At 27.2% G+C, this 24,609-nt stretch carries 24 protein-coding genes and 1 other annotated feature; of the genes, 9 read left to right on the forward strand and 15 right to left on the reverse strand.

Translation table 11 applies throughout. The features are described from left to right. Positions 1 to 424: 424 nt before the first annotated feature. Entirely contained in the window at positions 425 to 991 is a 567-nt protein-coding gene (locus tag Q3287_RS12605; RefSeq protein WP_054276683.1) for a TerD family protein, read from the forward strand. A gap of 42 nt (positions 992 to 1,033) precedes the next feature. Beyond that, complete coding sequence (locus Q3287_RS12610; protein WP_054270279.1) at positions 1,034 to 1,615, forward strand: TerD family protein; 582 nt, start codon at positions 1,034 to 1,036, stop codon at positions 1,613 to 1,615. 117 nt (positions 1,616 to 1,732) lie between these two features. On the opposite strand, the gene Q3287_RS12615 is transcribed toward Q3287_RS12610, so the two are convergent. Next, positions 1,733 to 2,650 (reverse strand): LysR family transcriptional regulator, encoded by a 918-nt coding sequence (locus Q3287_RS12615; protein ID WP_054276682.1) that lies wholly within the window; start codon positions 2,648 to 2,650, stop codon positions 1,733 to 1,735. Positions 2,651 to 2,779: 129 nt separating this feature from the next. Here Q3287_RS12615 and Q3287_RS12620 point away from each other — a divergent pair, with 129 nt between their 5' ends. Both Q3287_RS12620 and Q3287_RS12625 read left to right on the forward strand, forming a co-directional pair. Next, entirely contained in the window at positions 2,780 to 4,411 is a 1,632-nt protein-coding gene (locus Q3287_RS12620; RefSeq protein WP_407964153.1) for an FAD-dependent oxidoreductase, read from the forward strand. Positions 4,412 to 4,413: 2 nt separating this feature from the next. Then, on the forward strand, positions 4,414 to 5,361 hold the full coding sequence (locus Q3287_RS12625) for a 4Fe-4S dicluster domain-containing protein (RefSeq protein WP_074179382.1): 948 nt from the start codon (positions 4,414 to 4,416) through the stop codon (positions 5,359 to 5,361). Between the two features lie 315 nt (positions 5,362 to 5,676). Here Q3287_RS12625 and Q3287_RS12630 read toward each other — a convergent pair whose 3' ends face one another. The 3 genes from Q3287_RS12630 to Q3287_RS12640 form a co-directional block, all read right to left on the reverse strand. Then, entirely contained in the window at positions 5,677 to 5,940 is a 264-nt protein-coding gene (locus tag Q3287_RS12630; protein ID WP_054270275.1) for a DUF1883 domain-containing protein, read from the reverse strand. A gap of 98 nt (positions 5,941 to 6,038) precedes the next feature. After that, positions 6,039 to 6,284, reverse strand: coding sequence for a hypothetical protein (locus tag Q3287_RS12635; protein ID WP_054270274.1), 246 nt, complete (start codon positions 6,282 to 6,284; stop codon positions 6,039 to 6,041). Between the two features lie 415 nt (positions 6,285 to 6,699). Beyond that, complete coding sequence (locus Q3287_RS12640) at positions 6,700 to 7,068, reverse strand: C-GCAxxG-C-C family (seleno)protein (protein ID WP_054270273.1); 369 nt, start codon at positions 7,066 to 7,068, stop codon at positions 6,700 to 6,702. A 446-nt stretch (positions 7,069 to 7,514) separates the two neighbouring features. Here Q3287_RS12640 and Q3287_RS12645 point away from each other — a divergent pair, with 446 nt between their 5' ends. From Q3287_RS12645 to Q3287_RS12665, 5 genes are all read left to right on the forward strand, one after another. Further along, on the forward strand, positions 7,515 to 8,471 hold the full coding sequence (locus Q3287_RS12645) for an L-threonine 3-dehydrogenase (protein ID WP_407964154.1): 957 nt from the start codon (positions 7,515 to 7,517) through the stop codon (positions 8,469 to 8,471). 287 nt (positions 8,472 to 8,758) lie between these two features. Then, a complete protein-coding gene (locus Q3287_RS12650) occupies positions 8,759 to 9,106 on the forward strand; it encodes a hypothetical protein (protein WP_054276678.1) in 348 nt (115 codons plus the stop codon). 39 nt (positions 9,107 to 9,145) lie between these two features. Continuing rightward, a complete protein-coding gene (locus Q3287_RS12655; protein WP_054270270.1) occupies positions 9,146 to 10,117 on the forward strand; it encodes a 3'-5' exonuclease in 972 nt (323 codons plus the stop codon). 107 nt (positions 10,118 to 10,224) lie between these two features. Next, the gene (locus Q3287_RS12660; RefSeq protein ID WP_054276677.1) at positions 10,225 to 10,884 is read left to right on the forward strand and encodes a DUF421 domain-containing protein; all 660 of its coding nucleotides are present in this window, start codon (positions 10,225 to 10,227) and stop codon (positions 10,882 to 10,884) included. Between the two features lie 2 nt (positions 10,885 to 10,886). Then, on the forward strand, positions 10,887 to 11,267 hold the full coding sequence (locus Q3287_RS12665; protein ID WP_054276676.1) for a DUF4363 family protein: 381 nt from the start codon (positions 10,887 to 10,889) through the stop codon (positions 11,265 to 11,267). A 124-nt stretch (positions 11,268 to 11,391) separates the two neighbouring features. Here Q3287_RS12665 and Q3287_RS12670 read toward each other — a convergent pair whose 3' ends face one another. The 11 genes from Q3287_RS12670 to Q3287_RS12720 form a co-directional block, all read right to left on the reverse strand. Further along, positions 11,392 to 12,555: a TipAS antibiotic-recognition domain-containing protein gene (locus Q3287_RS12670; protein ID WP_407964155.1), complete on the reverse strand. Its 1,164-nt coding sequence runs from the start codon at positions 12,553 to 12,555 to the stop codon at positions 11,392 to 11,394. A 206-nt stretch (positions 12,556 to 12,761) separates the two neighbouring features. After that, a complete protein-coding gene (locus Q3287_RS12675; protein ID WP_407964156.1) occupies positions 12,762 to 13,814 on the reverse strand; it encodes a BtrH N-terminal domain-containing protein in 1,053 nt (350 codons plus the stop codon). Between the two features lie 239 nt (positions 13,815 to 14,053). Further along, complete coding sequence (locus tag Q3287_RS12680; protein WP_054270265.1) at positions 14,054 to 15,253, reverse strand: argininosuccinate synthase; 1,200 nt, start codon at positions 15,251 to 15,253, stop codon at positions 14,054 to 14,056. Positions 15,254 to 15,512: 259 nt separating this feature from the next. Then, positions 15,513 to 15,720 (reverse strand) — a binding site (T-box leader). Positions 15,721 to 15,833: 113 nt separating this feature from the next. Then, complete coding sequence (gene truA / locus Q3287_RS12685; protein WP_054270264.1) at positions 15,834 to 16,571, reverse strand: tRNA pseudouridine(38-40) synthase TruA; 738 nt, start codon at positions 16,569 to 16,571, stop codon at positions 15,834 to 15,836. Positions 16,572 to 16,592: 21 nt separating this feature from the next. Further along, positions 16,593 to 18,026: a cell wall metabolism sensor histidine kinase WalK gene (walK, locus tag Q3287_RS12690; RefSeq protein ID WP_074179386.1), complete on the reverse strand. Its 1,434-nt coding sequence runs from the start codon at positions 18,024 to 18,026 to the stop codon at positions 16,593 to 16,595. Between the two features lie 2 nt (positions 18,027 to 18,028). Continuing rightward, on the reverse strand, positions 18,029 to 18,727 hold the full coding sequence (gene walR, locus Q3287_RS12695) for a cell wall metabolism DNA-binding response regulator WalR (protein ID WP_054270262.1): 699 nt from the start codon (positions 18,725 to 18,727) through the stop codon (positions 18,029 to 18,031). A 28-nt stretch (positions 18,728 to 18,755) separates the two neighbouring features. Further along, the gene (locus Q3287_RS12700; protein WP_054276673.1) at positions 18,756 to 20,135 is read right to left on the reverse strand and encodes a hypothetical protein; all 1,380 of its coding nucleotides are present in this window, start codon (positions 20,133 to 20,135) and stop codon (positions 18,756 to 18,758) included. Between the two features lie 137 nt (positions 20,136 to 20,272). After that, positions 20,273 to 21,421 carry a class I SAM-dependent RNA methyltransferase gene (locus tag Q3287_RS12705; protein WP_054270260.1) on the reverse strand — a complete coding sequence of 383 codons (1,149 nt, stop codon included), beginning with the start codon at positions 21,419 to 21,421 and terminating at the stop codon, positions 20,273 to 20,275. A 53-nt stretch (positions 21,422 to 21,474) separates the two neighbouring features. Then, positions 21,475 to 22,278 (reverse strand): ATP-dependent sacrificial sulfur transferase LarE, encoded by an 804-nt coding sequence (larE, locus tag Q3287_RS12710; RefSeq protein ID WP_167640720.1) that lies wholly within the window; start codon positions 22,276 to 22,278, stop codon positions 21,475 to 21,477. 384 nt (positions 22,279 to 22,662) lie between these two features. Beyond that, positions 22,663 to 23,364, reverse strand: coding sequence for a DUF4253 domain-containing protein (locus Q3287_RS12715; RefSeq protein WP_054276671.1), 702 nt, complete (start codon positions 23,362 to 23,364; stop codon positions 22,663 to 22,665). A 633-nt stretch (positions 23,365 to 23,997) separates the two neighbouring features. After that, the gene (locus Q3287_RS12720) at positions 23,998 to 24,360 is read right to left on the reverse strand and encodes an arsenate reductase family protein (RefSeq protein ID WP_074179406.1); all 363 of its coding nucleotides are present in this window, start codon (positions 24,358 to 24,360) and stop codon (positions 23,998 to 24,000) included. Positions 24,361 to 24,609: the final 249 nt, after the last annotated feature.

The following is a 24,609-nucleotide window of genomic DNA, read 5'->3' on the forward strand; positions in this document are numbered from 1 at the left end:
TTTTTTCTACTTTCGTAACTTTCACACTTAGGTTTATTTCATCCTTATGTTTTAGTTCGGTTAGCTTTAGGGATTTCTAGCAATTCAAGTAGTATTGGATAGGTTCTATCCTATCTCTACATATAAGTTTCCCTATATGCTGACTATTTTAGCTACTAACTCATGACTAAAGTAACAAGTGTGCGTAGCTATTTTTCAATCAATAATCCAAAACACTTCCATCATAACTACCTCCAGACTTTATATAAATTTTTCTAGCTATACTTGAACTTAAATATAACATTCTAAAATATTTACGTAATTATACAATTAAATAGTTTGTAGATATAGCCAAATTAGTCTAAGTATGTATATAATAGAGCTAATATGATTCTTACACTTATAACTACCAATAAAACTTAAAATACAAAAAGGAGAACTAAAAATGAGTGTTAGTTTACAAAAAGGACAAAGAGTAAGTTTAGTAAAAGACAATAATCCTGTAAAAAATGTAACTGTAGGATTAGGATGGGACATGAACAAACTAGGTAAAAAAAATTATGACCTAGATGCTTTTGCAATAGCATTGACTAGCCAAGATAAAATGAGTTCTAAGAGTGATTTAGTTTATTTTGGGAATCTTAAGCATCCTTCTAAAGCTATTATACACACTGGAGATAACTTAACTGGAAGAGGTGAAGGTGATGATGAACAGATAATGGTCAATTTAGATGGTATTCCAGAATATGTACATAAGATAATTTTTGGAGTCTCTATATACAAAGCTAACAAAAGAAATCAAGATTTTGGTCAAATGAATAATTCTTTTATAAGATTAATTGATGCAAATTCTAAACAAGAACTATTTAAGTATAACCTTCAAGAAGATTTTTCTGGTAAAGTCACAGTTTTGGCAGGTGAAATTTATCAAAGAAATGGAGAATGGAAATTTAATGCTTTAGGTATTGGTCAAAATGAAGAACTTCGTGAATTAACTAATTTATATAGTTAATAATAATTACAATAAAAAATTTATAACAAGGAGTTGTTTTAAATGGGTATAACTTTGGCAAAAGGACAAAAAGTAAGTTTAACAAAAACTAACCCTGGTCTTAAAAAAGTAGTAGTAGGATTAGGATGGGATACTAATAAGTATGATGGTGGCTTTGATTTTGATTTAGATGCTTCTGCATTTTTAACTGGTGCTAATGGTAAAGTTACAAATGATGGAGACTTTATATTCTACAATAATTTAAAACATGCTTCTGGAGCAGTTGAATATATGGGTGATAATAGAACAGGTGTTGGTGATGGTGATGATGAACAAATAAATGTAGACTTATCTAAAATACCACAAGACATTGCTAAAATATCATTTACAGTTACTATAAATGAAGCTGTAACAAGAAGACAAAATTTTGGACAGGTTGAAAATTCATATATAAGAATCTACAATGAAGAAACTAACGAAGAACTTATTAAATATGAATTAGGTGAAGATTTTAGCATAGAAACAGCAATAGTAGTTGCAGAATTGTATAGACATAATGAAGAATGGAAATTCAATGCTTTAGGTTCTGGTTTCGAAGATGGTCTTGCAGGACTATGTGGAAACTTTGGTGTTAATTTAGGTTAATATTAATTTAAAATAGTAAAGATATTTTTTAAACTAAATCTATTTAATAGCATAGGCGAATACAAAAAGAGTATATTAATATACTCTTTTTGTATTTCCTATTTTATTTTTAGTACGTTACAAAACATTCACTTTTTTATTCTTTTTTCTCATTTGCTTTTTTCCAAACTCTACTGAAATATCAAAAAATGATGAGATATTTTCCGTAAAAAATTTATTTTTATGATATGCAATGTCGAATGTCCTCTGTAAATTAATACCTTCAATATCACAACACCATAAAAGATGTTTTTTTAAATAATCTTCAACAAGTAATTCAGATATAACTGCAATACCAAAATTATCTACAACTGCTCTCAATATAGCTTCAGAATTATAACATGACCATCTAATATTCATTGGAATTTTCAATTCTTTTAACTGATTTTCTAACTGTGCTCTTGTGCCGCTTCCCAACTCACGCATAATTAATGGTTGATTTGAAAGTTCTGAAACGTTTATGTAATCTCTTTTGTAAAACTCATGCTTATTAGAACATATAAGTACTAAATGGTCATTAATAATGCTTTTTGTAACAATATCTGGATGCTTTATTTTGCCCTCTACAATGGCAATATCTAATTCACTATTAAGTAGTTTCTTTGCAATCAACCTTGTATCTTCTACAAATACTTCTGGTTCTATCAAAGGATTTACTTTATATAACTCTAGTATTATTGGGCTTATTACACATGTTCCAACAGTTACTGTAGCTCCAACTTTTATACGAATATTTTTTGCACAGTGTTTCATGCAATCATTCATTTCTTCATTTATAGATAAAAGATGCCTCCCATATCCAAGAAGTTTTTTTCCTGCTTCTGTCAAATATAATTTTTTTGAAATTCTTTCAAATAACTTAACTCCATACTCTTTTTCTATTTCTGAAATGACTTGACTAACTGATGACTGTGTAATATACATATTTCTTGCTACTTCACTCATTTTACCACACTCGGCAACCTTAACAAATATCTCAAGACTGCGAATAGTCATATTATCACAACCTTAGCAAACATTAGTAAATACTTATGATTTTATTAATATTTTAGTATTTTACAAATGTATTGTCAAGAACTATAATTTTAGCATAGAGTTATAAAAGAGATTGGAGTGTGATATATTGTGAAAGTATTGATTATAGGTGGAGTTGCCGCTGGAACAAAGACTGCTGCAAAAATAAAACGTGAAATGGGTAATAACTGCTCTGTTACAATTCTAAATAAAGGTGAAGATATTTCTTATGCTGGTTGTGGTCTACCATACTATGTTGGCAATATAATTAAAGATAAATCATCTTTAATTGTCAATACACCTGAAAGTTTTTCGAAACTAACAGGAACAGAAGTTCGTTGTGGTGTTGAAGTTACCTCTATTGATAGAGCTACAAAACAAGTAATTTTGAAAACGATTTCAACAGGAAAAGAAGAAAATTTAAGCTATGACAAACTTGTAATTGCTACAGGAGCAGACCCAATAAAACCACCAATACCTGGCATTGACTTATCTGGAGTATTCTTTATGCGCACTCCAAATGATGCTATAACACTAAGAGATTCTATTGGAGATGGTGTTAAGAGAGCGGTTGTTATTGGTGGAGGTTTTATTGGTCTTGAAATCGCTGAAAACCTTTCTGCAATGGGCATACATGTAAGTGTTATTGATATGGCTGAACATGTTATGCCTGGATTTGATACCGACTTTGCTGAATATGTTGAAAATCATATGGCTGATAAAGGTATAATGATTTTTACAGGTGACCAAGTTGTAGGCATTGAAGGTCAAAATAAGGTCGAAAAACTTCGTACTAAAAATAGAGTCATTAAAACAGATTTAGTAGTTATGTCAGTTGGGATTCGCCCTAACACAAACTTTCTAAAAGATACAGGTCTAGAATTTGCTCCAAATAAAACACTTATTGCAGATGAATATATGCTTACAAACGATAAAGATATATATGTAGTTGGAGATTGTGCATTTGTAAAAAATGCTTTAACAAATAAACCTACATGGTCACCTATGGGTTCATCTGCAAATCATGAAGGTAGAATTTGTGCACAAAATATATCTGGTAAATCTAAAACCTACAATGGTGTCCTTGGAACAACAGTAGTAAAATTACCTGAACTCAATGCAGGAAAAACAGGACTAAGTAAAGAAACTGCTGAAAAAGAAGGTTATAATGTTTGTTCTGTAACTATAGCTACTGATGACAAAGCTCACTATTATCCAGGTGCATCTAATTTTATTATAAGAATGGTTGCTGAAAAGGATACTAGAAAATTATTGGGTGTTCAAGTTATGGGACCTGGAGCTGTCGATAAAATAGTAGATATATCTGCCACTGCAATAACTTTAGGAGCTGACCTTTATTCATTAGAAAGTATGGACCTTGCATATGCACCGCCTTTTTCAACTGCTATTCATCCATTTGTAGTAGCAGTAAATGTTTTACAAAACAAACTTAATGGAGAACTTGATAGTGTTTTACTTGATGAAATAGAAGACTTTGATAGTTGGACTAAAATAGATGTTTCAAAAGCTCCTTCTATTCCTAGCTTACGTTATCTTCCTGTTGGGGAGATTAATGGAGAAATTGAAGGTCTTTCTAAGGATGAAAAAATCCTTCTTATATGTGCAAAAGGTAAAAATAGTTATATGGCTCAAAATCGTTTAAGACGCTTTGGCTATACAAATACTAAAGTTCTTGAAGGTGGAATACTATTTTATCCAAATCTTAAGGTAATGGAGGAGTAATTATGAGTAATATTACAGCAGAACAAAAAAAAGAATTAAAAGGTAGAGGTTTTTTACCAAGCAGAGATGGAGAACATTTTGCAGCACGTATAATAACTGTAAATGGCGTAATAAATACATCTCAAGCAAAAAAGATTGCAGAAGCTGCTGAAAAATTCGGAAATGGTCAGTTAGCATTTACTACTAGATTAACAGTAGAGTTACCTGGTGTAAAATTTGAAGACATTGAAGCTTTAAGTGAATTTATTGCTAGTGAAAATCTAATCACAGGTGGAACTGGTTCAAGAGTTCGTCCTGTTGTAGCTTGTAAGGGTACTGTTTGTGTTCATGGTTTAACTGATACACAGGCACTAGCTGCTGAAATACATCAAGAATTTTACAAAGGTTGGTATGATGTAAAGCTACCTCATAAATTTAAAATTGGTGTCGGAGGATGCCCTAATAATTGTATTAAACCTGACTTAAATGACCTTGGAATTGTTGGTCAACGTGTACCTGATTACGACTCTGAGCTTTGTGTTGGTTGTAAAAAATGTGCTGTTATGGAAGTCTGTCCTGTCAAAGCAGCTAAATTAACAGATAAAGGTAAACTTGAAATAGATAGTAATTTATGTAATAACTGTGGAAAATGCATAGAAAGTTGCAATTTTGACAGTATTGAAGAAAAAGAATCTGGTTATAAAGTATATATAGGAGGAAAATGGGGAAAATCTGTTCGTCCTGGAACACAAATCGATAGATTGTTTTCAAAACAAGAACTTATGACTTTAATTGAAAAAGCAATTCTTTTATTTAGAGAACAAGGTAAAACAGGAGAACGCTTTGGAATAACAATTGACAGGATTGGTGTTGATAAATTTATAGATATGCTTTTATCAGATGATGTTTTGGAAAGAAAAGAAGACATACTTGATGCTCCTCTACACCTTAAAGGTGGAGCTTTATGTTAACAATAAATATTTTAATAGTATAAATTTTACTAATATGTATAATTTAGTTAAGAACAATAAAAAATTAAGTATTATAAATAATTTGTAAAGGTATATACAAATATATCTTTACAAATTATTATTTTATAACAACTATTTATTAATTTTATGTTAATTATATAAAATACACAATAAGTAATAATCTCTGATATTTTCAAGTAGTATTGGATAGATTATATCCTATCTCTACATATAAGTTTCCCTATATGCTGACTACTCTTTGGCTACTAACTCACGACTAAAATCACGAGAGTGTGTAGCTATTTTTTAATCAAATTAATTTTGAATTGTATTAATTGAAAAACCAACTATTCCACTATTTCCATCTTGATTTACAACCAAATACCATGTTCCTGTATTAGGTACTCTCATTCTACATAGATTTTTCTTGGCAAACCCGCCATAGTAATCATAATTTTTTTGATTTTTAAATTTCACATAATTTATATGATCTAGCAATATTACATTAGCTTGTTTCTCTAAATTTACTTCTACAATATCCCCTTTTTTTAGATTCATCTTGCTATAACTATATTCCATTGAACTACCCCTCCAGTATCGAATAATCTTTGTTATTTACTCATCTCATATATATAAAAATCCATTTAAAGTATTATAATTACTATATAATTACATTATTATCCAGCTTTAACTTTGTCTACTACAACCCAAAGTTTATTAAAAATATTATTGGCAACGACTTCTCCATCCCATACTACTTTTTCTTCTTTATTTTCTAGTAAAGCATAATACCCAGAGTCAGAACTTTCATCTTTATAGACTGTAACGTAAAACTCTTCATCACTATATCCGGGCTTATCTTTAAAGTCTTCAGATATTTTACATTTTAATATATATCCTTCTAATTCTTCCTCTATAAACAAATCAATTCCTCCAATCTCTATATTTTTACTAATTATACCATATTATGATATAATCTTTGCATTTTATCTTAAAATTCTATTTTTTCTTTATTTTATAAATAAATTATATACTTTTTCGCTTTTTTACTTTATATTACATTAATTATCTCTTTTATTTTCTTATATATTTCTTTATAATTTATAAATTTACTCATTAGTTTATTTCACTTTATATCAATAAATATAACAACTCACTTAATATTAAATCATTTACATTTTCTTAATTACAGTATTTATATTTTTTTATCAATTATTATCGTTTTAAGTAAATTATTTCGATTAAAATATAATAAAATTGGATTTTTAAATTATAATATATTGAAAATAATAAAAAAAACAAGTATTTTATTAAATATAAAATACTTGTTCTCTATGATTATTTTTGACTTTCTAGCATTTCATTTAAAGCATCATATGTGAAATTTATTATTTCTTCACAGCTTACTTTATTTTTCTTCAAGGATGCACATATTTCTGTGCTGTATCTATCTCTTACTCTATTCATTAATTCTCTTGAATACTTTCTTGCCATATTTTCATCCAAATTACTCTTTCTTCCATTTAGATAACCGATTATGACAATAGCTGCATTTACAGCTCCACAGACACTTCCAACAGTAATTCCAACCCCCATACCACTTCCTATTGAAATGGGTATATCTGTGTTATGTTCTTCATTATAAGACTTTATTAACGCTTCTGCACAAGTGTATCCTTGGCTATGATATATTGATGGTCTTGTCATTTTTATACTTCCTTTCAGATTTTATTTTATATATTTTATTACTGTTTAATATTATAATAATATCAATATTGTTATATAACATTTCTACAACTATAAACTCTAACTTATGCTTACAGTATCTAAGTTTATAGCTTTCTAAATTTAAATTGCTTTTTATTTATGGAATTGCCTCTACTAAATATTTCAAATGATATGATTTTATTATATCTTAAATTTATTTTAATTTCTGTGACTTAGTCACACAATCTATATCTATTTATAATAATTTAATCTAATTTACCAGTATTATGTAATACGTCTTTGAATATTACTTTTTTAAACAGTAATTGAACTCTATTAAATTAAACAATATATTATTGAGTTTAATCCTTTGTATTTAAACAAAAGATTTGCTAAAATAAAAATAAGCAATACTACATAAATCAAACCCCAAGGAGGTTGTCAAATTGAAAAAAATACTTATAACAGGTGCATTAGGACAAATAGGTTCAGAATTAACTATAAAACTTAGAAATGAATATGGAGATAAAAATGTAATTGCTAGTTCAAGAAGAATAAAAGATGAAAACACTGTGTGTGAATCTGGTATATTTGAAATATTAGATGTTACAGATAAAGACCGCTTCTTTGAAATTGCTAAAAAATACGATGTGGACACTATAATTCATCTAGCTTCTCTACTTTCTGCAGTTGCTGAAAGCAAGCCTTTAGAGGCATGGAATTTAAATATGAATGGATTAATAAATGGACTTGAAATAGCTAGAGAACTAGATTGTAAATTTTTCACACCTAGTTCAATTGCCGCATTTGGTGAAAATTCTCCAAAAAATATGACTCCTCAAGATACACTACAAAGACCTAATACTATGTATGGTGTAACTAAAGTTTCTGGTGAGTTACTATGTGATTATTATCACTCAAAGTTTGGAGTAGACACTAGAGGTGTTAGATTTCCAGGTCTTATTTCTTATGTTACTCCTCCTGGTGGAGGAACTACAGATTATGCAGTTGATATATATTATGAAGCATTAAAAAATAAGAAATATAAATCTTATATAGCAAAAGGCACTAAAATGGATATGATGTATATGCCTGATGCACTTCAGGCAATAGTGGATTTAATTGAAGCTCCAGCTGATAAACTTATTCATAGAAATGCTTTCAATATTACTGCTATGAGTTTTGCTCCTGAGGAAATAGCTGCTTCTATAAAAAAATATATCCCTGACTTTGTAATGGAGTATGATGTAGACCCAGTAAGACAAAGTATAGCTGATTCTTGGCCTGATTCTCTAGATAGCAGTAGCGCAGTAGAAGAATGGAACTTTAAATTTAATTATAATTTAGATAAAATGACTAAAGATATGTTAGAAAAATTATCAGAAAGAGGAATTGGTAAATAATAACTAATCTCTCGATGTTAAAGGAATCCAGAGAAAAAGTATATAAATTAAATCTATAAGATGTTATTTTATATACTTTTTCTCTGGATTCTAAATATAATTTATTTCAAACATTTAACAACCTATTATTCTTATACATTAATATTGATAGTTTTTTATGTGTTAATTATACAAAATAATCTTAAAAACTAAAATGAAAGGAAAAGCTACTATTTTAAGTGTAATAAAAAATTTACTTGAATTTTACTACACTTTTCATAATATAATGTAAGTAGCAGGTACTAATATTGCTAAACTTAAGGGAAATTAGAGAGGAAATAATTAAAAAATATATAGGTGATAGTTTAATCTCTGAGCTTACAGAAGAATTAAAAGACATACTTATAACTGATTTACAGTCTAATCCATTTAAAAGTAGTATTGAACTTAGTATAATCCCAGCAAATATAGAAATATTTAAAAAAATAGAAAACACATTGCTAAACTCTAAAGTGAATTTAAAAATGGGTTGGGAAAGAATACTTATAAATTACATACTAAAAGATTTATTTGAATTAAATTATGAAATAAATAAAAGTTGTAATGAGCCTTTGATGTTTAGAATCATTATATCGATTGATTCTTATGATGCTTAGTTACACTAAATAATATACATGAGGATGTGCTTTATATTTATGAAATACAAGTTATTTATAGACTTTGAATTTAATATGCTAGATGATAATAAAAATAAATTAGAATATAATGGAGCTGAATTAATTTCAATTGGTGGAGTTTTAGTTGATAATGAATTTAATATAATGGACGACTATTATTCTTTGGTTAAACCAAAATACAATGAAATACTTTCAAATAAATGTAAAAAGCTTACTAAACTAAATCAATTAGATATTGATAATGCTCCTAACCTTTTATATGTTATGGATGATTTTTATAGATGGTTTTGCAAATTTAATGATATTACAATATACAATTGGGGTGATTTTGACATTGCTGGTCTTCTAAATTCATTTAGAGTATGTAAATATACTGGTAAATGCTTAGAGTTGTTTAATATGATGATTGATATTCAACCTTTTATATCTCAACACATTACATACAATAATAGAATCTTATCTAGACAATTATCTTTACTTAATATGAAAAAGATTTTTTCTGTAGAAGGAGAAATTAAACATAATTCACTTTCAGATGCTATGGATTTAATGAATGTATGTAAAAGCTTTTACCTTAACTATCCTAAAGATATTAACACTCTTGAAGAATTATATAATAAATTACCTCCTATCAAAACTCCTTTATATTATATTCCATACTTCGAAGATGAAAATTTTGAACTTAAATTCGAGAAAACTCCAGAAGATATAATAATTTATCTCAAACAAATATTAAATATACTGAATATAAGTAAAAAAGAAATCTATTTTAAAAAAAGAAGCGTACTAGTAAATAACTCTAAAATTATTAACTTTAAAAATCTGTCTTCTTCTTTTAAATTAATAAAACTCAACGAATTTGAAGAATATCCTGATTTTATTTTAAAATTAGGAGACAAAAATAATTTTGCTGAATCTGTCATTAAAATAAATAAGAGCAATAGAAAATCTATAAAAAATTTAATATTAAAATTATCAAGAACACCTTAAATAATTGAATTTAATTACTTAAGGTGTTTTTTATATTTTGAATTAAAATTCTTATATGGGACATAATAACTAAATGCAAATATTTTTTAAAGGAGTAATTGATAGATATGACAGTAGTATTAATAAGAAGTATTATATTATACATAACAGTGCTAATTGCGCTTAGAGTCATGGGAAAAGGTGAGATAGCTGAAATGAACTGTTTTGATTTAGTTATAACACTTTTAATTGCGGAAGTTGCATCTGTTCCAATGGAAAATAATAATATACCAATTATAAATGGCGTTGCAGCAATAACTGGGCTTGTAATTATGCAGACTCTAATTTCATTCCTATCATTAAAAAGTAGAAAATTAAGTTCATTTTTATCAGGTAAACCTTCTATACTTATAGATAAGGGGAAAATTGTATATAAAGAACTAAAAAAAGAAAGAGTTAGTATAGATGAATTATTAGAACAACTTAGAATTCAGGGGTATTTCAATTTAAAGGATGTACAGTATGCTATTTTAGAGACTGATGGTAATTTAAGTGTTGTACCAGCATCAAGTTATAATAGTACTCCTCCAAGAGCATTTAATCATTTACCAATTCCACTTATATTGGATGGTAGAATAATAAATGAAAATCTAGATATGGCTGAAAAAGATACTAATTGGTTAATGGGTATCTTAAAATCTAACCACATAGAAACTTTTAAAGATGTTCTTATTTGTGTTTTAGACGAAAACGACAAAATATTTATTCAAAATAAAAAGGGTGATTAATATTGAAATCTACAACATTTGTTATAATATGGGCTATTTTATTTTTATTATTTGGATTTTACGTCAATAATAAACTATACGACTTTACAGATGGCTACAAAAATAATATGTCTGTTTTGGAAAAATATATAGAAAATGAGGATTGGGAAAAAGCTCAAAAAGAAGCTGATTCCATATCTACAAGATGGGATAAAGAAAGAAATCATTGGTACAAAGTTTTAAATCATGAGTACTTTGATGAAATAGGTCTGAAGTTTAATATTCTTGATAAGACAATTTATACTGAAAATAAATTAAGGTCTTTAGAAGAAGTCGAAAGTATAAAAACATATTTAGGAAATATTGTTGAAAGTGTTAAATTTGATGTAAACTATATATTCTAACAACTTAAGCAAGGATATAAATAAAAGTAAGATAATTTATATCCTTGTTTTAATGCTTTTACTAAATATCTTAACAAAATGTATAGATTTTTACTTCAAAGTTTGTAATAGTTATTGACTTTACTTATAAATTGTTACTATCAAAATAAAATTTAAAAGCTTCTCCAATAAACTTGGATGTACCATCACCATATTTCTTATCAGTTACTTTTATGTATGTAGAATTTGATAAATAAAGTTCTGCCATGTAATCAAAATATCTTTCCCCATTATCTATTTTATAAAATTCATTGCTCTTTTTCATTTCATTGTCTATTTCTTCGACAATACTTTGAACTTCTTTTGATGAGCAATCTCTACTCAAATCTGATACTAGTTTTTCATGCAAGATATTTATCTTAGGCTTTTTATCTCCTAAATAAATTTCTAAGGTTTGTCCAATAAACTTCCCTGCTCCATCTCCATATTTTTCATCTATATTTTTTATCCATATAGGATTTACCAAATAATTTTGTACCATACTGTACCAATTATCATCTCCAGTATCCATGTAAAAAATTTCATAATCTTTCTTAGATATATCTGTTATCTCTCTCGCTATTTCTTGAAGTTCTTTTGAAGAAGGATTCTTACTTAAGTCTTCTACAAGTTTTCTATATAATTCTTTTAATTTAGGATGTTTTTCTTTCAAACAATCATTTTTATATATATCAAATTTTTCTCCTAAACTCAATATATCACTGCTAAAGTTTGTTTTTATAGCTTTTGCAAACTTCTCAATAGTTCCATATTGTTTTATAGCCATTTTAGCAATTTTTTCTTCACTAGATTTAACTTTTTCAATAAGTTCATCATATCTTTCTGCATTCCCATAAATTTTAATTATCTTATTTTTATGATCTTTTTTAAATTCTTCTAGTACATTAAAATACTCACTCATGTCAAACTCTTTAAAATTAATAGTACTCTCTCCTTCTATAGTTTTATTTATAAGCTCTATTAATTCATCTAATCTTTTTCGTTTTAAAATGAGTAATTTCTTTTGATTTTTTAAAGCTTCTACTTTATCAAAGTATTGGCTTGACATTATCTCTTTAACTTCCTTCAAAGGTATGTCAATCTCTTTAAAAAATAAAATTTGTTGGAGAGTCTTAATAGCTTCATCATCATAAAGTCTATACCCTACATCTGTAATTTTATTTGGTTTTAAAAGACCTATTTCATCATAGTAGTGTAATGCTCTTACGCTTACTCCTGTTAAATCTGAAACCTGCTTTACTGTTCTCATATCAACACCTCAAAACTTGATTTTATAGCTATCAATATTTACTAATACATCCATGCTATATTTTCATATTACACTATTACGTTATGTCAGGGTCAATAAAAATATCTTTATTATAAACAACTGTATTTATTTAAAATATTTTACAAAGAATATGAATTAGCCTATCTTCTGTAAAATTAATACCCTTTGAAAGACATATATATTTTTTATACATCTAATATCGAATATACTTCTTTCATATTCTTCAAAATCTCAGAAAAAAGTAAAGGAAGTTGTCCTGTATCATCACTCTTTTGAGTTAAATAATCTATTATAATATTAGATATTATCTCAATCATAGTAGCACTTTTATCAAATATCTCAGCTCCTTGTATGAAGGTGTCATTTTTATATTCTTCTCCAAGTTGGTTAAGCATTCTACTCATTTTGTCAAAACCTCCTTTAAATTTGACGCTATCTGGTTCTTTAATTCCCTTAATTGCATTTGGAACGGTTGGTACTGCCCCAAAAAACATAACCATATTAGATAATATCTTATCATAATCATCTTTTTCCAGTTCATTTTTCCATTGCGGCAATTCTTTGATAAACTTTTCAAAACCTTTGTATCCCAAAAATCCTTTAGGTGGATTTAAAAACAAATTACTTCTTATAGCAAGTGCTTCTCTTGCAATTTCATATTTACTCTTTAAACCAGTCATTCTAACTGTGCAAATAGTATTCGCCTTACTTAATCCTAAATAACTACAATTCATACTTTGGCGTAATTCCTCATAAGATAGGTATAATAACTCAGTCCTTCCACAATCATACAGGTATATTCTTTCTTTTTCATCATCATATCCTACCATTAATATGTAATGAAAAGGAATATGTTCTTTATGGTATAATTTCTGATAATATGGTAAGTGATACATATCTAAGGCTCCTAAAATAACTGGATACCCATTATCAATTTCATATTTTGCTTTTTTTAATGCTCGCTCATATCTTCTAAATTCATGATGTTTGTATTCAAAACCAACAATTGGTGCTAAAAATTCATACATCTTTTTTGTTCTTCCATCTCCCAAAGCTACCATTCTTTTTAATTCTGCTTTATCTGTTTTCATATAACAGAAGGAACCAAAACCTGATAATAAAAAGAAAAAATCATTTGGAAGGCATTCACCTGTTTTATTCATATATAAATCTTCTATACCATTCCACATGCACTCATAATCATGTGAATGATGTTTAATTTCAATTATTTTTCTCATATATTCGTTCTCCTTACTATAAATTTTTATTAGATTTAGTATAAACCCTCTTACAGTGAGAGAGTCAATAACTTTTATGCCTATGAAATTTATATTTAAGGGAATTACATTTTTCTATTACTAAATTATTTGAAATTACACTATATCTTATTATATTGTGTAACATAATAAATCTAGATAAAAAAAGAGCATATAAAAACTAGAAACAGTTTTTATACACTCTTAATCAACTTATTATATTATTTTCCAGCCTTCATAGCTCTAATTTTTAATGGTAAAGTAAATAGATTAATAAATCCTTCTGCATCTTTGTGGTCATAAAGTTCACTGTCTCCAAAAGAAGATATTCCTTCATCATAAAGAGCATTTTCAGTAAATATTCCAGCAGGTTTTATATTACCCTTGTAAAGTTTAACTTTTACTGTTCCAGTAACATTATCTTGAGTTTGCTCCATAAATGCATCTATAGATTCTCTTAACTTACAATACCATAATCCATTGTAAATAAGTTCTCCATATTTATAAGATACCATTTGTTTAAAATGTAATGTATCTTTGTCTAAAGTAGCACTTTCTAAAATATTATGTGCTTCATAAAGAATTGTTCCTCCTGGAGTCTCATATACACCTCTTGATTTCATACCAACAAGTCTATTTTCAACTATATCTATAACACCAATTCCATGTTTACAACCTAATTCATTTAATTTGTGAATTAATGCAACTGGAGATAATTCTTCACCATTTACCTTTTTAGGAACACCTTTTTCAAAGTAAACTTCTACATATTCAGCTACATCACATGCATCTTCTGGGTCTACACATTGTTTGTAAACATCTTTCTTATGTTCATTTTGTAAATGCTCTATATCTCCACCTTCAGTTGATACATGCCAAAGGTTAGCATCTACTGAATATATTTTAGCTTTAGTTGCTGTTACCTTTATATTGTGCTTTTCTGCATAGTCTATAGCATCTTCTCTTGATTTTATATCCCATATTCTCCAAGGTGCAATAACTTTTATAGTTGGGTCAAGAGCTGCAATTGTAGCTTCAAATCTAACTTGGTCATTACCTTTTCCTGTGCACCCATGACATATATATTTTGCACCTTCTTTATGAGCAACTTCAACTAGTTTCTTAGCTATTATAGGTCTTGCTAAAGAAGTACCTAATAAGTATTTTCCTTCATATTTAGCTTCTGCTTTTACAGCCTTGAATATAGTTTCAGTTACAAATTCTTCACTTATATCATCCACATATGCTTTTGATGCTCCACTTTGTAAAGCCTTTTCATAAACATCTTCCATTTTATCTTCTTGGCCTACATTTCCACAAACAGCTATAACATCTATATCTTCATAATTTTCCTTTAACCAAGGTATTATGATTGATGTATCAAGTCCTCCTGAATATGCTAATACTACTTTTTCCTTCATTTTTAATTCCTCCCAATTTTAAATTATGATTTTTATTTTTTGTTTAATAGCAATTCTTAATATTGAATGATTTTAAGAATTTAAATTAACTTAAAATCATTTTAATACTAAAAAAGCCTCTCAGTATTTTTAAATACTAAGAGGCGAAATATCCGCGGTACCACTCTTATTGATAAACTTAGCTAATCAATTAGTAAACGTTCGACATACTAAATAAACATTAGTAATTAAATATATTAAAAAACGCCTCTTGGAAAAACCAAGAGACGAAATATATCCGCGTTACCACTCTAATTGATAAGATAAACTTATCCACTCTTTCTCTTAAGGCGAGATTACCTACTAACATACTAAATTCAATTAGCATCCTCCAAAGTTCTTTTCACTAATACTCATTTGCTAAGCTTCCACCATCCTTAGCTCTCTATAAAACGCATAGAAGTTACTCTCTTTCTCACAGGATTTAAATATAAAGTTTTTCATATCTCTCTTATAAAATATATAATAGTTTATTTTTCCATTTATGTCAACTATATAATTTATTTTATTTTTGTTTTAAGAAGATTTTCTACTTTATTGACTAATATCTCACTTTCCAAAGACATAACCCTTTAGCTGGTGCTGTATCTGATGCTTGACTTCTATCCTTAGATTCAAGCATAGACTTAATATCTTGTGGGGCTTTTCTTTTAAGACCTACTTCTATCAAAGCTCCCACTATTATTCTTACCATGTTATATAAAAATCCATTTCCTTCAATGTATATTTCTATAACATTATCATCTTCTTTTATATTTATTGAATAAATCTCTCTTATATTCGATTTTTTCTTAGACTTAGAAGAAGCAAAACTAGTAAAATCATGTTCTCCTATTAAGTACTCACTTGCTTTTATCATTCTATCTAAATCCAATTTTTTACTTACATGAGTAGCATATTTTCTTATAAAAGGATTGTGATATTTGTTATTGTCAATTTTATACATATAAGTCTTTGACTTTACATTATATCTTGAGTGAAATCTTTCATCAACTTCTTCAACAGTTTTTACGACTATATCTTCTGGTAAATATTCATATAAGTATTTTTGGATTTTATCTACTGACTCTGTACAACTTGTTCTAAAATTTATTACTTGTCCTCTAGCATGAGCTCCCATATCAGTTCTTCCAGAACCAATTATCTCAACTGTTTCATTAGTCATTTTACTTAAGACAGTTTCAAGTTTTTCTTGTATAGTCATATTATTATCACCTAGTTTTTGGTACCCTTTATATCTTGAACCATCATATGCTACTATCATTTTTATGTTTCTCATCTTAATCCTCTTTCTAAGAATTTATGCTTGTTTAGCAAATTTATTTTTTATATTAAAAGTTATTTTTGTTCCAACATTCTTTTCACTTTCTATTTTCATTCTTCCACCATGAAGTTTTACAATTTCATTACTAATTGCTAGACCTAACCCACTACCAGCTTTATTGTAATCTTCTTGGAAGAACTTATCTAATACTTTATTTAGATTTTGTTTTTCTATGCCTGAGCCATTGTCTTCAACTGATATAGTTGTTATATCTTCATTTTGAGAAGCTACAACTTTTATGTAACCACCTTGACCAGTAAATTTAAATGAATTCTGTATTAAATTTATAAGAACTTGTCTTAATCTGTTCTTATCTCCTTGAATATTCTCTATAAACTCATTTTCAAATTCAAACAAAAGTGCTATATCTTTTTCAGCTGCTTTAACTTTAAGCTGATTCACAACACCTACAACCAAACCTTCAACATCAACTATATCAACATGAAGTTTTATTCTATCTGAAGAAAGTCTTGAAAAATCCAATAATTCTTCCACAAGTTTTATAAGTCTTTCTGTTTCATCTTGTATAATACCTAAACCTAAGTCTAACTCTTCTCTTGTTATACTTTCATAACCTAAAGTTTCACTCCATCCCTTTATTGATGTAAGAGGGGTCCTTAGTTCATGTGATACAGAGGATATAAATTCTTCTTTTAATTTTTCACTCTTATCAATCTCATGTGCCATATGTTCAAATGTCTGTGCCAAATCACCAATCTCATCATCTACAATTTTCATATTTTCTAACTTTATATTATAATTTCCTACAGCCAATTCATTTGCAAATTTCTTTAATTCTCGTAATGGTTTTATAAGAGTCTCAGCAAATTTAAGACTTATTAGTATAGCTATAATAAGTATAAATATACCAGCTAATATAAGCCATGTAGCTTGCTTTAATATTGCATTATCAATAGCATCTAATGAAACTGTATATCTAACAACACCTTCTATTATATTATTTACCTTAAGTGGCAGAGAAATACTCATAACATGTTCTCCAGTATCTGCTATTCTATAGGTATATGGTGTTAAGTTTTTTGTCTTTATATCTTTTAGTGCATTATTAACATCTTCATAATTTGCTTTTTCTTTACTCTTAAAACCATATTGGTCTAATATAATATTTTTATCCTTATCTATTATTGAAATTCCAAATTCTGAATTCTTAGTTAATGGTTGCTTATCAAATATGTTTTTTACTTTTTTCTCAAAGCTTGTAGTCTCCATTGTAATAGCGTTATATTCATCAGCATATTTTATTTCAGATTCAAGTAGTTGTTTGACAGAATCATAGTAATAGTTTTGTATATAAAACATAAACAATCCTTCAAACAGAGTAACCATTATAATAATTATTATAAAGTAGTTTTTTATTACTTTTTTTCTCAGACCTTCAAAATGTAACACTATTATTCTTCCTTTCTAAAACAGTATCCATAACCCCAAATAGTTTGTATATATTTTGGTTTTGATGGGTCATCCTCTATTTTATTTCTTATCCTTCTTATATTTACATCTACTATTTTAAAATCATATAAATAATTAGTTCCCCAAACTTCATCTAGTATCTGGTCTCTACTTAATGACTGCTTAGCATTTGATATCAAATATTTCACTATTGAAAATTCAGTTGGAGTAAGCTCAATTTCTTTTCCATTTTTAAATAATTTTCTCTTATCTATATCAAGTATAAATGGAGGAGAAACTATCTCACTTGACTTAACACTTGAATCATCCTTTGCTACTCTTCTAAGAAGAGCAGAAACCCTGACTAAAAGTTCTTTTATACTAAATGGTTTTATGATGTAATCATCTGCTCCTGAAATAAATCCTTCTATTTTATCATCTTCTTGGGCTTTAGCAGTGAGCATTATTATTCCTACTTGGTCAAAATTTTCCCTTATAAATTTGCATACTTCTATTCCACTTATATCTGGAAGCATTACATCCAAAAGAGCTATTGTAATGTCACTTTCTGTTGTCATTTTTTCTATAGCTTCTCTCCCAGTACCTGCCTCAACTATCTCATAACCTTCTCTTTTTAAGTTTATACTAACAAAACTTCTAATCCCAATTTCATCTTCTAGTATAAGTATTTTTTCCTTCATAAAATAAAACCTCCAATTGAGTATAATATTAACCATATATTAATGAGAAATATTCTTTTAATGCGTCTATAGTAATATCTAGATTATCCATTTCATTTGCATTGTTTATGACTAGCAAGAAAGTGTATTCATCACTCTCTTGAAGTACAATAGAATTTTGAGCATTTGGATTTTTTCTATCTTCAAGTTTATTTTTACTCTCTACTACTATATTAAACAAATTCTTACGATCTGAATAGTCAAAATAATAAAATTTAAATACTGCTTTTTCTCCAACAAATTCTTGTTCAACAAGTATTTTGTCAAATAAATTGTTTGGAATAAACAATTTAAAATTATATTTATAGTTATAATATATCTGACTTGTAAATATTAAGCTTGAACTAGCATCTTCTTTTCCATTCCATCTATACCAACTTATATTTGCAGATGCTTTAGAACTGTAAGTGTTTCTATTGTTTCCTGCTACTATAGGTATTTCTATAATCTTATCTTTATCAATATCATCTACAGGTATGTAATAAGATTTAGTAATAGTTTTATCATAATCACTAAAAGCTTTTTTAATTTTTCCATCTTTCATATAAAGTATCTGTGTAATATAGTTATTATCCTTTAATATAGGAATATCAAGCACAGCTCCTTTTATGGCTGCAGACGAATTTCCAATAGATGAAGCAACATTACCTAAAGTTATATATAGTTCACTCAAATTCTTCACATTTTCAAACTTAACATAATCCTTGATTTTCATATTCCCATCAAAATTCGCGACACTTGCAAACATTTCATTAGTTTTATTATTCAAATGAAGCATCAATATTTCCAATTTGTCATCTCCATCTATATATCCAATTTTCACTTTCATGTCATTAAAATCGTCTTTGTTTGGAAGCCATGACGCATCTAAATCATACACCTTTGTTATTTCATTATCTTTTACTTTATATATATGCATATTAGTTTTATCTTTGGATTTAATCAGTAAAACCACTTCTTTATATCCATCTGAATCCAAATCATAAAAATTAGCATACTCTATTGACTCACCATTTTCTAAAAAATGGTCACCAAGTACATATTTTTCTCCATTATAACTTAAAGTTACAAACCCTACCTGAGTTACATTATTACTTAAATCTTCTTTTTGTTCAAATACTACTAATTCATCAACTCCATCACCATTTAAATCCACTTTATTTATTTTTCCTACTTCTTTTGCATTAGAAGGCAATATCATAGATGAATCTGGTTTTAGTAACTGGTCAATACCATCATACAGTACTTTTTTTGTATCATCATAATCAGGTATCTTTGCTAATTGTTCTGGAGATTCAGTTTTAATATTACATCCAGTAACAAATAGCATCATTAGGGCTACTACAGTAATAAGTTTTAATACTTTCATTTAACTCCTCCTAATCCTATCAATCTTGAATTTTGCTTACAAAAATCTCCTCACAATAATTAGACGTTTCAAGTCGTTATAATGTTTTACTTATTTTAATAAAACTTTATATTTTTTATCCATAAATAATATGAAAGCTATTTATTGTTTCTAGGAGGCTTAGGACCTGGATATTGGAAAAAGTTAGTTTTTAACATACCATTATACAATTTTCTTTTTTTATCTGCCTTTTGTCCAAATTCATATTCAAAATCTTCATAAGATGTTATTAAATAATATGACCAATTTTTTAATCTTCTGAATGCATAACCAAGCTCTTTATACAATTGTTTAACACTATCTTTATCTTCTAATCTTTCTCCATAAGGAGGATTAGTAATTATAAATCCAAACTCATCTTCACTTTTAAATTGAGTTGCATCTCCTATATTAAATTCTATATATTCATCTACACCTGCTATTTCAGCATTTTCTCTAGCTATATCTATACATTCTGCATCTATATCATATCCATAAATCTTAAATTTAGTTTCATTATCTATCTTATTAAAAGCATCTTTTCTTATATCCCACCATATTTTTTTATCAAGAGTTCTCCATTTTTCTGATATAAATTCTCTATTTAAACCAGGTGCCATATTTATACCTATCATAGCGGCTTCAATCAATATAGTACCAGAACCACACATAGGGTCCACTAGAATTCTACCTGCTTTCCATGGTGTTAAATAAATAAGCCCAGAAGCTAAAGTCTCTCTTATTGGTGCTTTATTTGCTTTTTCTCTATATCCTCTCTTATGCAAAGCATCTCCAGTTGTATCTATAGAAATAGTTACCTTATCTTTATGTATAAATACAAAGATAGGATATTTCTCTTTATCTTCTTTAAGCAAACCTTCTTCCAAGTAACTTTTCTTTAAGCTTTCTACGATAGCTTTTTTTACTATAGCTTGTACATCTGGTGTACTGTATAATTTTGATTTTATGGAAGAAGCCTTTGATATAGGAAATTGAGCTCCATAAGGTATATATCGAGACCAATTTATTCTTTTTGTATTTTCAAATAATTCATCAAAACTTTTTGCCTCAAATTCAGCAATTTTAAGATGTACTCTTTCAGCACATCTTAGCCACATATTTGATTTTGCTATTCCAAACTCATCAGTTTTATATGTTATTCTTCCATCTTCTGTTTTTATTATTTCATATCCTAAATTAGTAATTTCTCTAGCCAGCATTTTTTCCATCCCAAAAAAACATGGCGATATTAATGTATAATTTTTCATAAAACCTCCTGTTTCCTATATTAATTACAAAACTTATTTATTTTTTAAACAATCTACACATTTAAATTCATACTTCCCATTTTATACCCTGACATATCTAGTGTAACATATTTAAAGCCAAATATTTTTAATTTAGTATCAACTTTATTAAAATTGTTATTTTCAAAAAATTTACCTAATTCTTCCTGGTCAACCTCTATTCTAGCTATATCTCCATGCATTCTCACTCTAAATTGAGAAAAACCTAAATCAGATAAATAGTCTTCACTCTTTTCTATTATTCTTAGTTTTTCATTTGTTATTTGAACTCCATAAGGAATTCTACTTGCAAGACATGCAAATGATGGTTTGTTAAAAGTGTTTAATCCTAATTTTTTTGAAAGTAATCTAATTTCAGCTTTTTTCAAACTACTTTCTTTTAGTGGACTAATTACTTCTAACTCACTCAATGCTTTAAGTCCAGGTCTATAATCTCCTAAATCATCTATATTTGTTCCATCTACTATGTACTTTATATTATGTTCTTTTGCTACCTCTTTTATTTTAGAAAATATATATTTTTTGCAATGGTAACATCTATCAGCACCATTTTCTTTAAACTCCTTTAAATCAAAGTTTTCTATATTTAAGATGATATGTTTAACACCAAAATTTTTAGTATATTGTTTAGCCTCTTCAATCTCTCTACTTGAATGCATCATTGAATGTATAGTTACAGCTATAACATTTTCCCCTAATGTATCTTTTGCTACCTTAAGTAAAAAGTTACTATCTACTCCACCAGAATAAGCAACTACAACACTTCCTAATTCAAGTAGTATTTCCTTTAATTTTTCTAATTTTTCTTCTTCATTCATAAAGCAACCTCCATATCTAGAAAAACATGAACAATAAAATACTATATTATTTTTTACATTCTTAATGATTATAACATATAAAGTATTTATTTTATAAAATAGAATTATATTTAAACACGTTAATTACAATATCAAAGAATTTTTAAACCTGTATAATTTAAACATATTACTGTAATACACTGTATACTAAAAATGAAATAGTGTAATATAGTAATATGTTTAAAAGCCATGAAGTGGAAATAGCTATCCTCATGGCTGAATGCACAAATTTGTTTTAAGATAATTATTTTTCCATCAGTTATAATTGTAAATCACAAAAAAGATACTATCATATGAATTTTCTAAAACTTTTAATTTAATACTTATAGCTTACATGTATTTGTCTTAATCCCACCAAAAAAGCCATATTGTAGAACGCTGTAGTACTTCTTTAAGAACTTTTAATGTTTCATATCCTTGTACAATAATGTCTTCACAGTAGAGGACTAATTCAATACACAAGTCATCAAATTTTTTATTATCTTCAATTGGATTTTTTGCAGAATATTGAACCGTATCACTTCCAATTGCAATTGGAAATACTCCATATTTTTCGTACCAATATTTTGCAATAGCTATATGTTCTTCATCACTAGGACAATCATTAAATCCACCAATTGGTATATATGCAAATACTTCATATGGTTTAATTGTTGGAACTTTGGCTATGTAAACTTTGTTATTTTCTTGAAATATATCTATGTTTGTAATTGGACTAAAATTTTTATAATCATAAAAAGTGTCCTCAGAACCCATTAACTCTGTTAGCAATTCTGGAATCTCACACTTTCTAGAATTGAAGAATTCATTTACATCAATCTCATTACATTTCTCTAAACAATATTTTCTATAGTTTTCAAGAGAACCATACTCTTTATTAATCATATCTATATTTTCTCTTAATAACCCTACTTTTTCATCAATAATTATAATCGGCGTATATCCATTTTCTTTTCCATCTTCTCTCATTTTTTCAAATAAATCATCAATATCAATATCATTGTTCACAGGAACACATTCAAAACCATATAAATCTTCAATACTCATACTTATCTCCTATTCTTTTTAGATTTAATTCTTTTGAAAGTTTTCTTTTTTTGTTGTCAAGTTTTTAAATACTATTATTATTTGTAAAACTATAAGTATAGATGCAGTTTATAAAATATACTTACATAAGACAAAAGTTAATTTTATTTTTTGCATAAATAAGATATTTTTTATGACAATTCCCTTATATAAATATAATAGCACAAAACACATGTTCATGGTTAATAATAAGTGATTTTGTAATAATTCGTTGTATATTATACTATTTTAAGTAAAATAAATGATATTCTTTGTATAAGAAATAATATGTTTATTGATATGAAGTTTTTGGGGTTTAAATCTGTTAAGAATAATATTTTAATATTAGCAAATATACTTAAAAGAATAAATCTTGTTGTAATACTTAGATTCTAAATGTAGTCTTTTAAAATCCCATATAAAATTGCAGGAATCAATAAATTAAAATCAGAACTTAGATTTGATAATATATTTATATATAATCTCATATAGTTCTTCTATTCTATAGAATCTAATAATTAGATAGATATATTTGCTAATTTATATATAAAAATCAGAGTTGATGTATAAATTTATAGGTGTATCAATTATTTTAATCAATACACCTACATACTTCTAATCTTCTTTTAATAAAGTACTTTTCCAAACATCTTCTTTGAAACCCAACAGTACATTTTCACCATCAAAAAGCAACGGTCTTTTAATAAGCATTCCATCACTTACTAATATTTCTAAAAGTTTATCATCAGATTCACTCTTTACAATATCTTTAAGACCCAATTCCCTATATTTCATACCACTTGTATTAAAAAATTTCTTTATATCATATCCACTAGTCTTGTAGATTGCTTCTAATTCATCTTTACTTGGAGGATTCTGAACCATGTCTATATCTTCAAATTCTAAATCATTTTCTTTAAGCCAATTTTTTGCTTTTCTAACAGTAGAACACTTTGTATATCCATATAATTTAATCATCATATTAAAATCCTTTCTAATTTTTTATTTTTATACCCATAATTTGCATATTATAACCAATTTATATCACAATCATCCTAAGCTTTCAATATAAAAAATTATTCTATTTTAAAACAATCATTAATTTATATTAAATATTTAAATTATTCTTTTATAATATATTAAACCTAATTAATCACTCAATATTAGATTAAATTTTTAAATAAAAAAAGGGCATAGTGTATTTGTTTTACTTAGCCCCTATTTATA

Source organism: Clostridioides sp. GD02404 (assembly GCF_045898275.1).
Classification (GTDB): Bacteria; Bacillota; Clostridia; order Peptostreptococcales; family Peptostreptococcaceae; genus Clostridioides; species Clostridioides difficile_A.